The sequence below is a fragment of the Silicimonas algicola genome (assembly GCF_003970735.1).
GTDB lineage: Bacteria > Pseudomonadota > Alphaproteobacteria > Rhodobacterales > Rhodobacteraceae > Silicimonas > Silicimonas algicola.
The window spans coordinates 3,962,152-3,974,409 of the sequence record NZ_CP034588.1 but is presented as its reverse complement, the minus strand read 5'-3'; the positions used below and the strand labels follow the sequence as shown (position 1 = coordinate 3,974,409).

Below are 12,258 nucleotides of genomic sequence, written 5' to 3'. Positions count from 1 at the left end.
ACTCGAAATCTTACTTGACGGCTGCCTTCTTCGCGGCGGCGGTCATGTCATCGGTGGCCTTCTTGACGGCGTTCGTGGCGTCGTCACCGAAGTTTTTGCCGGCGGCGAGCATCAGCTCGACGGTCTCCATCTGGACCTTCTTCGCGATCTCGGCAAAGGACGCCATCGACTCGGCGCTCATCTCGGCCTGGGCCGAAGCGAAGTCGGTCATGGCTTTGGTGTAGTCGGCCGGGTCTTCCTTGACGTTGGTCACGACGCCGAGCTTGCCGATGGTGGCTTTGGTCCAGCTGGCGGAAATCTCGGTCGACTTCTCGGCGGCTTCCAGAACAACCTTCGACATACGGTCGGCGAACGAGGCTTGCGTCTTGAACGCTTCCTGCATCGCGGAGGTGTCCACGGGGAAGGTGCCCATCATGTCTTTCATCATCTTGGTGTAGTCTTGTGTGGCTTTGGCCATTGGTCTCTCTCCTGGTTAGCTGGCGGGGAGGACCCGCGTTGCTGCGTGTGCACAATACATACACGCTGCAGCGCAGAAATCAAGAGGCAATGCTGCAGTGCAGCAATAATTTAAAATATCACGATTTCAGTAACTTGGTCTGGTAATAGCCCCCGAATCCGCGGTTCCAGGGCAAAAAAATCGTCACGCGAGGGCAGGATGCTCCGTGACGTAGGTTCCAGGAGCCGCCGCGAGGATCGAATGTCCTTTTTCGGTGCCGGGCGTACGCGCGGCGATCATCGCGCCCGACCACCCCGCCAGCCAGGCCTCCCACGTCGGCCACCACGAGCCATCACTGTGCTGGGCCGCCTCGCGCCAATCCGACGCGTTCTCGGGCCAGTCGTCGTTGACGTAATGTCCGTATTTCTTCTTGGAGGGCGGGTTCACGATGCCCGCGATATGTCCGCTTTCCGACAGGATGAAGGTCCGGTCCTTGCTGCCCATCCGGCGGACGCCCTGGTAGCACGATGGCCATGCGGCGATGTGATCGGTTTCGCAGGCGACCGAGCAGAGCGGCACACTGATGTCCCCGATGCGCACGGTTTCGCCCAGGACGGTAAAGCCGTCGCGGGCGAAGCGATTCTCCTGGCAGAGGCCACGCAGATATTCGATGGCCATGCGGGCGGGCAGGTTCGTGCCGTCGCCGTTCCAGTAGAGAAGGTCGAAGGCGGGCGGCGCCTCTCCCATCATGTAGCTGCGGATGGCGGGGCCGTAGATCAGGTCGTTCGAACGGAGATAGCTGAACGTCCGGCTCATGATGAAGCTTTCCAGCACGCCCACGCGCTGAACCTGTTCCTCGATCGAGTCCAAGAAATCGTTCGACAGGAAGACGCCGACCTCCCCCTGGTCCTCGAAGTCGGTCAGCGTCGTAAGGAAAGTGGCCGAGGCGACGGATGTGTCCCTCCGCTTCTTCATCAGGGCCAGCGTCAGGGCCAAAGTCGTGCCGGCGATGCAGTAGCCGATGACGTTGACCTTCTTCTGGGCGGTGATCTCCTTGACCTGATCGATGGCCGTCAGGAAGCCTTTCTCGACATAATCGTCCATGCCGAAGTCGCGGTAGGAGGCGTCGGGGTTCTTCCAGGATACGACAAACAGCGTATAGCCCTGGTCGACGATCCAGCGGATCAGGCTGTTCTGCGGCTTCAGGTCGAGGATGTAGAACCTGTTGATCCACGGCGGGAAGATCAGAAGCGGGACCCGGTGCACCTTCTCGGTGGTCGGCGCGTACTGGATCAGCTCGAACAACTCGTTTCGATAGACGACCGAGCCTTCCGCCGTCCCGATGTTTCCGCCGACCTTGAAGGCGTTCTTGTCGGCCAGAGTCACCAGAAGCTCGCCGTCCGACGCTTCGATGTCGCGGACGAGGTTCTCGAGCCCGTCGACAAGGCTCTGTCCCTGGGTTTCGGCCGCCTTCGCGAGCGCCTCGGGGTTCGTTCCCAGGAAATTCGTCGGGCTCATCATGTCGATGATCTGCTGCGAGAAGTATCGCAGTCGCTTCTTGTCCTTCGAATCCAGCTCGTCCAGATCGTCGACGGCATCCGCGATCGCGGCGGACGACAGCAGGTACTGCTGCTTGATGAAGTTGAAATAGGGGTGCTCGTCCCAGAGTGGGCTCGAAAAGCGGCGGTCCTTGGGGCCAGTGTCCTGCGGAGGGGCCAATTTTCCCTGCATCAGGGTCTGTTGCGCCTCAAGGTAGTGGGTCAGCGCCTTGCCCCAATACTGGACCTGGTTCTCGAATATCTTCGACGGGTGCGTCACCATTTCCGACATGTAGGCGGCAGCGGCCTTGGCATAGAGCTCGTGGCCGGGGCCCTGAAGACCGGACGGAGACGACTTCTTGTGAGCCAGCGCAGCGACAAGACGCTGCGACAATTCCTCGATCCGGGCGAGGTTTTTGTTCAACAGCTCCAGCCGCTCGGCCTCGTTTCCGGTTTCTTCAGTTGTCATGCGCTACTATCCGACCTACTTTGCATCTGCAGCATCCTGCTGGAACCTTACTCGTGACCCGGCGTCATGGCAAAGGCAGGTTTGGCGCAGCAGGGATATGTCCATGCGACAGATGATGACCTACGATCTGATGGAAACGGTCCGCAACACCAACCAGTGGATCGGTGCGACGGCATTCGCCATGGCGTCCTACCCGGTCTTCGGGGCGGTGCCTCACCCGGTATTCCGCCTGATGGCGGCTTGGGGCGAGGTGACGGAGCGCAGCTTTTCGCGCATGGTCGTGAAGCCCGACTGGGGGATAGACGCGATCGTGGGCGACGACGGCCGCGACCACGTCGTGACGGTTCAGACCGAACTGTCGCGCCCCTTCGGCAACCTGATCCGCTTCCGCGCTTCGGGACGCGCCGAACGCAAACGCCGCATCCTTCTCGTTGCGCCCATGTCCGGGCACTACGCCACGCTCCTGCGCTCGACGGTTCAAAGCCTGCTACCGGACGCGGAAGTCTGGATCACCGACTGGCACAACGCGCGCGACATTCCCGTCAGCGCCGGCAAGTTCGACGTCGAGGACTACACGATGTACCTGTCGGATTTCATCCGGCATCTGGGTCCATCGATCAACGTCATCGCTGTCTGCCAGCCCGCGCCGTTGGCCCTTGCCGCCACCGCCTATCTCGCGGCGGAAGAGCCCAAGGCGCAGCCCCGCACCCTGACGCTGATCGGCGGTCCCATTGACCCCGACGCCGCGCGGACCGATGTGACCGACTTTGGCCGCCGTGTGACGATGGGGCAGCTCGAGCAATTCATCATCCAGAGCGTCGGCTACAAGTATGCCGGGGTCGGCCGAAAGGTGTATCCGGGCCTGCTGCAGCTCTCGTCCTTCATGTCGATGAACGGCGAAACGCACAGCCGGGCGTTCAGCGAACAGATCGTGCGCGTCGCCAAGGGCGAAGCGGGCGACCACGACAAGCACAACAAGTTCTACGACGAATACCTCGCCGTGATGGACATGACGGCCGAGTTCTATCTTTCGACCGTCGAACGCATATTCAAGAACCGCGAGATTGCCCGAAACGACTTCACCGTCGCAGGACGGAAGGTCGACATCGGCGCAATCACGGACGTCGCGGTCAAGACCGTCGAGGGCGAGAAGGACGATATCTCGGCGCCGGGACAGTGCCTCGCCGCACTGGACCTGCTGACCGGATTGCCCGCCTCGAAGAAGGCCTCGCACCTCGAGCCCAAGGCGGGTCACTACGGCATCTTCGCCGGCAAGAGCTGGCGAAACAACATCCGGCCGCTGGTGCTGAACTTCATTGATCAGAACACCCCGGCGTCCAGTCAGAAGGCGCGGCGCGAGACGGCCTGATCAGGTCCAGTTGACCTCGGCACCGCCCGGCAGGGCCGCGCGGGCGCGCATCGGAAAGTCGGGCTTGTAGTCGGCCGACTGGCAGAAGGCCGAAATCCAGGCGTCGTCCATCAACAGGAAATCCAGGACTGACGCCAGAAAGTCCGCATCCCTCGCCCTTTCCCGCAGATCGGCCTCCGTCGCACCCGTCGCTCCCAGGAACGTCGGCAAGAGATCGTCGTTGCCGACAAGCCACGACAGGGCCTCAATGGCGAGAAGCTCGGCTGAATCGCGCGAGAGGGGGGTCATGCGGTCTCCCATCCGTTCAGTTGCATCAAGCGATCATTCCGCTTCGCTGTCAAATACGCGGCGTGCTGCCAAACCTCGGCTGGCCTGGCTCCCGGAAAGGTTTCGTTAACCGTTTTCGCCAAAACTGACGGCATCGGTCCTCGCTGTTTAACGAAAGCCCAACCGAATGCCCAAGTGCGTTTTCGTCATCGATTCGGTCGCCACCAACCGGATACGGCTGTCCGCTCTGGTCGAGCAGGCCCACCACCGCGTCGCCAGCGCCGAAACCCCGGCCGAGGCAGGGCGGTTGGACGCACCCGAACCCGACCTTATCGTCCTCGGCCTTCACGGGGGCTCTTCGGGCGAGGTTATTTCCGGGCTGCGAGGCACGCCAGGTCTGGCCCATGCCCCGATCCTCTGTCTGGATACGGCGCCTTCGCCAATGCGCCGGCTTCAAACCCTGCGATCAGGCGCGCGCGACATCCTCAGCCGGTCAATGCCGGATGCGCTTCTTCTCGCGCGGATCCGGGGCCTGTTGCGCGACGGCGAGACCGAGAGGGAGTGCGAGCGGCGTCGCGCGACCGCCACAAGCTTCGGGTTCGCCGAGGCCGCGGCAGGGTTCCGTCGTCGCGCGCATGTGGCCTGCGTGGGAGACCTCGCCTCGATGCCGGCCCTGCCCAATATCCTCGGGACGACCCTCCCGCATCGCTTCGACACGCCCTCGCTCGACGAGGTTCTGAGGGACGATGCGAGCGCCGCAGCTCCCGAGGCCTACGTCTTTGTCAGCGGACCGGGGTATTTGTCTCTCGACACGCTTTTACCCGAACTGCGCGACCGCAGCCATTCGCGTCATGCCCCAGTACTGGTCGTCCATCCGGGCGACCGTCCCGACATCGCCACGCGCGCCCTGAATCTGGGTGCAGGCGACGTCGCCGCCGGCAGCTCCACCGGAGAAGAGCTGGCAATCCGCATCGACGCGATGCTTTCGCGCAAGCGTCTTCGTGACAGCCTCAGGCAGTCCGACGAACAAAGCTACCGACTGGCCGCCACCGATCCGCTGACCGGTCTCTACAATCGCCGATACGCCGAAAGTTACCTGGCCGACATGGTGCTTCGCGCCCATGACGACGAACGGGGCTTTGCACTGATGCTTATCGACATCGACCATTTCAAGGAGATCAACGACCGCTTCGGCCACACCTCGGGAGACCGAGTTCTGGTCGAGACCGCGGCACGGCTGCGCGACAACCTGAGAGCCTGCGACCTGGTCTGCCGCTACGGAGGCGAGGAGTTCCTGGTGATCCTGCCCGAGACCGAGGGCCGCGAGGTCGAGCGCACGGCGGAACGACTGCGCGACGCGATTTCTTCCAGACCGGTATCGCTCGAGGCCGACCGCAGCGTACCGGTGACGGCCAGCATTGGCGTCGCCGTCCACTGCATCGACACCCTAGTCCACCATGCCGCCCTGACAGGAACGTTCGACAGGATCGGTGGCTCCGGCATGACGCCGATCTCGCAGGCCTTCGAAATCGCGGACAAAGTCCTCTACCGTGCCAAGTCCGCAGGTCGGAATCGGGTCGAGTTCAGCGCCGCCTGAGACGCGCCAGCGACTCCTCCAGCCGGTCGGCGTAAGCGGCGCGCTCGTCGTCGCTCATCTCGTCCAGGCGCTTCATCAACAGTGCTTCGCCGATTTCCTGGCGTCCGACCGCGGCCTCGCGCTGTTCCAGAAGCAGGCGGCGCACCTCGTCCGAATCGAAAGGAACCGCGCGCAGGGCGGCGAGGAACGCCTCGAAGCGCTGCTTCAGGCTTTCGCGACTTTCCCGGATCCGGTCACGGTCCTGCATCACATCGCGCATAAGCGCGCGCCGGTCGGCGTCGGGCAGCGCGCGGATGAACGGTTCTCCGATGACCCCGCGCGCGGGCCGCCCTTCACGCTCGAAGCGGGCATCGGGCGACAGCGCGTGACCGACCACGAGTCCCACGACCAGAAGGTTAACGGCGAGCGATACGAAGAGAAGGGGCATCACCCAGCGCCCTCGGTGGCGCGGCGTGGCAGGCTTCGGCTGCTGTTCAGGCGAGGTGTCGGTCATGGGGTCACTCGTCGAGGGCGGCAAGATCAGCGCCCGGAAGGAAGGTGTAGAGCGTCGCAATATCGTCGCCGGTGTCGGACAGCGTCGTATAGGGGCTGACGAGGTCCGGCGAGGCGAAGCCGATGATCACGCCCGCCGCCGCCGAAAGAGACAATCCCGAGGCAGCGAAGATCCCGGGGAAGCCGAACCGCCGGGGGAGGCCCCGCCGCCGGGGGGCGGTCTCGACGGGGCGTTGCGACAGGGACGCCACCGCGTCGGCCTCGAGGCGCGAAAGAAACGCGGACGAGGGCAGGGGAGGCCTTGCGCGCCCGGCCTCGAATAGCGCGTCCAGCGCTCGATCATCGCGGCCGTCCTGAGAGCTATCCATTGTCATACCCCAGTTCTTCCCTGCGCCCGGCCAGGATGGCCGCAAGGGCGCGCTTTCCGCGGGCGGTCAGACTTTCGACGGCCTCCACCCCGATGTCCATGATCGCCGCGATCTCCGGGTTCGACAGACCTTCGAGATGCCGCAGGACGACCGCCTGGCGCTGCCGGTCGGGCAGCTCGTCCAGCGCCGCCTGCAAGGCATCGGCGCGCGCGGTTTCGGTCATCCGGTCGACCGCCGAGGCGATGTCGGCTTCCGGTTCGGGCACGGTCTCCAGCGGGACCTGACCGCGCACCTTTCGCCGCCGCAGGCGGTCGGTGCAGAGGTTGACCGCAACCCGGTAGGCCCAGGTCGAGACCTGAGCTTCACCCTGCCGCCAGTCCGGTGCTACCTTCCACAGCTTCATCATGGTCTCCTGCACCACGTCCTCGGCCTCGGCCCTGTCGCCCAGGACGCGCACGGAATAACCGAACAGCCGCGGGGCGAGGCGGGCGACGAGGTCGCGCCCCGCCGCCGCGTCACCATTGGCGAAGGCGACGAGAAGCGCCGCGTCGGGCGCCTCGTCCGCCGGGGCGTCTGGCCTTGAGTTCTGTCCGTCCATCGCGACCCCGGCGTAGCGCCGGACCGCCCGTCAGGCAATCCGGCTTCGCATGCGGCTGGCGTCAGTTGCGGAACTTGTGCCACCCGCCTTTTTCCCCGTCATGTCCGCCTCGCATGCCGCGACGCTCGGTCATCCGCTCTTTCGCGGCGTCGAACTCTTCCTGGCTCACACCTCCCGAGTTGTCGGTGTCGAAGCGGTCGATCATCCGGGCGCCCGGACCCCCGCGGCCCATGCGGGCTTCAAGCGCGTCGCGGCTGAGGTTTCCGTCGCCGTCGGCGTCGAGACGTCCGAACATCTCGCCCGCCCGCTCGGCTGCCTTCGCCTGCGCGTGGGCGGTGAACTCCTCGAGCGTGACATTGCCGTCGCCGTTCGTGTCGAACTCGGCGAAGCGGTTGGCGCGCATCGCCTCCATGTCCTCGACCGTGATCTCGCCCGAGCCGTCGGCGTCAAGCGTGGCGAAATCCATCGGCCCGGCTTCGGTCGCTTCGGCGTCGGGCGTCGTGGCAGTGTCCTGCGCAATCGCCATCCCTGCGCCGGCGGCGATCAGGGTGGTGGCCAGCAGGATCTTCAACTTGTTCTTGTCCATCGGTATGCACTCCATGTTCCGATCATGTGCATTCAACGGAGCTGGCAGGCATTTCCGTCGCAGAAAATTTCCGCACTGGCCGCGAGCGGGCGAACCTGTTTCCTTGAGCCGACCTGACTCGGAGTGAAGAACATGAAGGATATCGTCATCCTCGGGGGCGCACGGACCGCCATCGGCACCTTCGGCGGCAGCCTGGCGGATGTGGCGCCGATCACCCTCGGCGCGACCGTGGCAAGGGCAGCAATGGAGCGGTCGGGAGTCGAGCCCTCGCAGATCGGCACCGTGGTCTTCGGTCACGTCATCAATACCGAACCGCGCGACATGTACCTCAGCCGCGTGGCCGCGATGGAGGCAGGTATCCCCAGCGGCACACCTGCGATGAACGTGAACCGTCTTTGCGGTTCGGGCGCGCAGGCGATCGTGTCGGTCGTCCAGGCGCTGACGCTCGGCGACGCCGACTTCGGACTTGCCGGGGGCGCCGAGAGCATGAGCCGCTCGCCCTACATCCTGCCGCAGGCGCGCTGGGGTCAGAAGATGGGCGACGCCAGCGCGCAGGACATGATGCTGGGCGCGCTCAACTGTCCCTTCGGCACAGGTCACATGGGCGTCACCGCGGAAAATGTCGCGAAGGAACACAACGTCTCCCGCGAGGCGCAGGACGCCTTCGCCATGGAGAGCCAGGAACGCGCGGCGAGCGCCATCGCCGAGGGGCGCTTCAAGGACCAGATCGTGCCCGTTGAGGTGAAGGTGAAGCGCGAAACGGTCGCGTTCGACACGGACGAGCACCCCAAGCAGACCTCTCTCGACAAGCTCGCGTCCCTACGCCCGGCTTTTCAGAAGGACGGCAGCGTCACCGCCGGCAACGCGAGCGGCATCAACGACGGCGCCGCGGCTCTGGTCCTCGCCACCGCCGAGGCGGCGCAGGCGGCAGGACTGACCCCACGCGCGCGGATCGTCGGCTACGCCCACGCCGGCGTCCGGCCCGAGGTCATGGGCATTGGTCCAGTGCCCGCGGTCGAGGCGCTCTTGAAGCGCACCGGCCTGACAGTCGCCGACTTCGACGTGATCGAATCGAACGAAGCCTTCGCCGCGCAGGCGCTCGCCGTCAACAAGGGCCTCGGCCTCGATCCGGCGCGGGTCAACCCGAACGGCGGCGCCATCGCACTGGGTCACCCCGTTGGCGCGACGGGTGCCATCCTTACCATCAAGGCGTTCTACGAACTCGAGCGTATCGGCGGCAAGCGGGCGCTGGTCACAATGTGCATCGGAGGCGGGCAGGGAATCGCGCTGGCGATCGAGCGTCTATGACGCTTAAGCCTTCGTTTACCTAAAGGATTTCATAACGAGTGCGTTGCCGAGAGGGAGCGCACGCAATGGACCTGTCGAACCAACTGGCCTCCGAGCGCCGCGCCCGGCTCGCGGCCGAGCGGCTTCTCCAGCAGATGAAGTCCGAACTCTACCAGGCCAACGAAAGCCTGTCGCTTCACGCCCGCCACCTGTCGAGCGAGATCGCGGTGACGCAGGAAGAGGTGGCGAGCGTCCGGACCGAGGCGGCCCTGCTTCAGGAACGGTATGACCGCGCGCAGCAAAACCTGCGCACCGCCGAAAGCGCGATCACCATCGCCGAGCGGCGGCTGTGGGACTCGCTTGAAACGATCCGCGACGGCTTCGCGGTCTTCGGTCCCGACGACGTGCTGATTGCGGCGAACCGCGCCTATCTCGCGATCTTCGACGGGCTCGAGATGGTGCGGCCCGGCATCGCGCTGTCCGAGCTTTTCGCTCTTCTGGCTGAGGAAGGCATCGTCGACACCGGCCGCATCAAGGCGGCGACGTGGAAGCAGAAGATGCTGGACCGGCTCAAGGCCAACCGCATCGAAAGCGCGGTCCTCAAGGTCTGGAACGGAACCTATATCAAGCTCATCGACCGCCGCACGCGCGATGGGGACCTCGTCACGCTGGCGCTCAACATCACCGACCAGATCGAGCGCGAGCATGCCCTGCAAGAGGCGAGCCAACGCGCCGAAGCGGCGAACCGCGCCAAGTCGGCCTTCCTCGCCAACATGAGCCACGAGATCCGGACGCCCATGAACGGCGTGATCGGAATGGCCGACCTTCTGGCCGAGACCGACCTCGACGACGAGCAGCGCGCCTATATCGACACCATCCGCACCTCGGGCGAGGCGCTTCTGGTCATCATCAACGACGTGCTCGACTATTCCAAGATCGAGGCCGACAAGGTCAGTCTGAAGGCGCGGCCGTTCGATCTGGAACGCTGCATCCACGACGTCGTCATGCTGCTCAGCCCCAGTGCGTCGGACAAGGGGCTTCAGATCGCCGTCGACTACGACCTCTTCATGCCGACGAGCTATCTGGGCGACGCGGGACGGATCCGGCAGGTGCTGACCAACCTCGTGGGCAATGCCATCAAGTTCACGTCCGAAGGGCATGTCGCGATCCGCGTCGTGGGGCTGCCGGTCGAAGCCGATACCGAGTACCGCATCCACCTCACGGTCGAGGATACCGGCGTCGGCATCCCCTCCGACAAGCTGGGCGACATTTTCCGCGAATTTCACCAGGTCGAGAACGACCGTGACAGAACTCACGACGGTACCGGCCTGGGTCTTGCGATCACGCGTCGGCTGATCGAGCTGATGAAGGGCGACGTCTGGGTCGACAGCGAAGCAGGGCAGGGGTCGGTCTTCGGCTTCCAGATCACGCTTCCGATCGTCGAGGACGCGGCTTCGGACGAGGTTTCGGCGCCCGGATGGATGCACCGCGCCATCGTCCTCGATCGCGACGGCATGAACCGCGACATTCTCATCAAGCAACTCGGGCTGATGGGCCTCCGCTCGGTCGTGGCGGCGTCGAGGCAGGAAATCGACGCGCTTCCGCCGGGACCCGAGGACATCGTTTTCATCGGCAGCGACGCGGCCGAAGACGTCGAGGTCTTTGCAACCGATGTGTCCGCCCATCACCGCCCTGCTGCGATCTTCCTCGTGACCGACACCATCGGACGGATGCCGAAAGGCCAGACCGCCTTCGCGGGCGCCCTGCAACGCCCCGTCTTGCGCGCCGAGATGCTGCGCGTCCTGCGCTCGGTCCTCCCCCCGGAGCCTCAGAGTCAGCCAGAGGCTGAGGGCGATTTTACGCCCGCCGTCCTGGTCGATATGCCCGTCCTGGGTCCCGTCACCTCTGATACGACCCCCGACGACGACAGCGCTCAACTCGATGCGTGTTTCGACGCGACAGAACCCGAATTCGACCTCGTCGACACGCCACCCCGGGAGACCGGACCCCGCCTCGCGCGCGTTCTCGTGGCCGAGGACAACCGAACCAACCGCATGGTCATCGAAAAGATGCTCAAATCCCTGAGCATCGACCTCGTCTTCGCCGAAAACGGACAGGAGCTGGTCGACATCTTCCAGTGGTGGCGGCCCGATATCGTCTTCACCGACATCTCGATGCCGCGCATGGACGGAAAGGAGGCCGCGCGCCGCATACGTCGCATCGAGGCCTCGGAAGGTTCCATGCCCTGCCCCATCGTTGCCATCACGGCGCACGCGATGGAAGGCGACGCCGAAGAGATCTTGGCGGCGGGGATCGATTACTACCTGACGAAGCCCGTGAAGAAGGGCGAGCTCATCCGGCACATCGAAGCCGCCCGGCCGCCGCACAGCGAACCGCTCCAGCAGGCGATCGCTTTCGAGGCGGCGGATGCCGCCCGCGCCTAGTCCCGCACGTCCTCGTCGCGGTGGAATATCAGCCTTGCGCCGTCGCCTTCGGCCGCAACGAAGCGATAGCCTCCAAGGTCGAAGTCGCGCAGCCCCTCGACCGTCGTCACGCGGTTGTCGACGATGAAGCGCGCCATGGCGCCCCGTGCGACCTTGGCGAAGACGCCGACCATCCGCCCCGTGCCACCCGTCACCTCGTAGAACTCTGGCGTGACGACGCGCGGCTTCAACGCTTTCAGCTCCACGGCCGAGAAATACTCGCGGCTGGCGCAGTTGACGACGACATCGGTGCCGACGGCCTCGGCCGCCTCGTTCAGCGCCATTGCGATCCTGTCGCCCCAATAGGCGTAAAGCGTCGTGCCGCGCCGCGTCTTCAGGCGGCTGCCCATCTCCAGCCGATAGGGCTGGATGGCGTCGAGCGGGCGTAGAACGCCATAGAGACCCGAGAGGATGCGCAGGTGATCCTGCGCCCAGGCCATGTCGTCTGAACCCAGCGAGGCGGCATCGAAGCCGCGATAGGTATCCCCCGCGAAGGCGTGGATTGCGGGTCGGGTCGTCGCGTCGCCAGGGTCGGAGGCGAAGTCGCGGAACCGCTCGCGGTTCAGCCGCGCGAGGTCGTCGGACAGGTCCATCAGGCCCTTCAGCGCCTTGAGCGAAAGTTGCCGCGCGTGCCCCGCCAGCCGTGAGGCGTCGGCCAGGAACTCGGGTTCGGTCGTGACCCCCTCACGCCCGGTCCAGTCGAGCCGCTTGGCGGGCGAAATGGTGACGAGCATCGGGCCTCCCCCCAGACGAAGAAGGCCCCCGAAG

General features: G+C 64.9%; 12 protein-coding genes. 4 read left to right on the top strand and 8 right to left on the bottom strand.

Annotation, left to right across the window (positions count from 1 at the left end; all coding sequences use genetic code 11):
* Positions 1-10: 10 nt before the first annotated feature.
* Together EF888_RS19725 and EF888_RS19720 are read right to left on the bottom strand one after the other, a co-directional pair.
* The gene (locus EF888_RS19725) at positions 11-457 is read right to left on the bottom strand and encodes a phasin, PhaP (protein WP_109760431.1); all 447 of its coding nucleotides are present in this window, start codon (positions 455-457) and stop codon (positions 11-13) included.
* A 183-nt stretch (positions 458-640) separates the two neighbouring features.
* Positions 641-2,443, bottom strand: a complete 1,803-nt coding sequence (locus tag EF888_RS19720) for a PHA/PHB synthase family protein (RefSeq protein WP_109760432.1) — start codon at positions 2,441-2,443, stop codon at positions 641-643.
* A 103-nt stretch (positions 2,444-2,546) separates the two neighbouring features.
* On the opposite strand from EF888_RS19720, the gene phaZ reads away from it, so the two are divergent.
* Positions 2,547-3,812 carry a polyhydroxyalkanoate depolymerase gene (gene phaZ / locus EF888_RS19715; protein WP_109760433.1) on the top strand — a complete coding sequence of 422 codons (1,266 nt, stop codon included), beginning with the start codon at positions 2,547-2,549 and terminating at the stop codon, positions 3,810-3,812.
* Here phaZ and EF888_RS19710 read toward each other — a convergent pair whose 3' ends face one another.
* A complete protein-coding gene (locus tag EF888_RS19710) occupies positions 3,813-4,100 on the bottom strand; it encodes a DUF3572 domain-containing protein (protein WP_109760500.1) in 288 nt (95 codons plus the stop codon).
* 166 nt (positions 4,101-4,266) lie between these two features.
* Between EF888_RS19710 and EF888_RS19705 the strand changes: the two genes are divergently transcribed.
* Entirely contained in the window at positions 4,267-5,676 is a 1,410-nt protein-coding gene (locus tag EF888_RS19705; RefSeq protein WP_109760434.1) for a diguanylate cyclase, read from the top strand.
* Here EF888_RS19705 and EF888_RS19700 read toward each other — a convergent pair.
* The 4 genes from EF888_RS19700 to EF888_RS19685 all read right to left on the bottom strand — a co-directional run bounded on the left by EF888_RS19700 (position 5,663) and on the right by EF888_RS19685 (position 7,720).
* Positions 5,663-6,169 carry a periplasmic heavy metal sensor gene (locus tag EF888_RS19700; RefSeq protein ID WP_109760435.1) on the bottom strand — a complete coding sequence of 169 codons (507 nt, stop codon included), beginning with the start codon at positions 6,167-6,169 and terminating at the stop codon, positions 5,663-5,665. The two genes, EF888_RS19705 and EF888_RS19700, sit on opposite strands and share 14 nt — an antisense overlap.
* A 4-nt stretch (positions 6,170-6,173) precedes the next feature.
* Entirely contained in the window at positions 6,174-6,536 is a 363-nt protein-coding gene (locus EF888_RS19695) for a hypothetical protein (protein WP_109760436.1), read from the bottom strand.
* Positions 6,529-7,134, bottom strand: a complete 606-nt coding sequence (locus EF888_RS19690) for an RNA polymerase sigma factor (RefSeq protein WP_109760437.1) — start codon at positions 7,132-7,134, stop codon at positions 6,529-6,531. Before EF888_RS19690 ends, EF888_RS19695 begins: the two co-directional genes overlap by 8 nt.
* Positions 7,135-7,195: 61 nt before the next feature.
* Positions 7,196-7,720 (bottom strand): EF-hand domain-containing protein, encoded by a 525-nt coding sequence (locus EF888_RS19685; RefSeq protein ID WP_164721763.1) that lies wholly within the window; start codon positions 7,718-7,720, stop codon positions 7,196-7,198.
* Positions 7,721-7,852: 132 nt separating this feature from the next.
* On the opposite strand from EF888_RS19685, the gene EF888_RS19680 reads away from it, so the two are divergent.
* On the top strand, positions 7,853-9,028 hold the full coding sequence (locus EF888_RS19680) for an acetyl-CoA C-acyltransferase family protein (protein ID WP_109760501.1): 1,176 nt from the start codon (positions 7,853-7,855) through the stop codon (positions 9,026-9,028).
* Positions 9,029-9,093: 65 nt separating this feature from the next.
* On the top strand, positions 9,094-11,451 hold the full coding sequence (locus tag EF888_RS19675) for an ATP-binding protein (RefSeq protein WP_109760439.1): 2,358 nt from the start codon (positions 9,094-9,096) through the stop codon (positions 11,449-11,451).
* On the opposite strand, the gene yaaA is transcribed toward EF888_RS19675, so the two are convergent.
* Positions 11,448-12,224 carry a peroxide stress protein YaaA gene (yaaA, locus tag EF888_RS19670; protein WP_109760440.1) on the bottom strand — a complete coding sequence of 259 codons (777 nt, stop codon included), beginning with the start codon at positions 12,222-12,224 and terminating at the stop codon, positions 11,448-11,450. The genes EF888_RS19675 and yaaA overlap by 4 nt on opposite strands.
* Positions 12,225-12,258 lie beyond the last annotated feature (34 nt).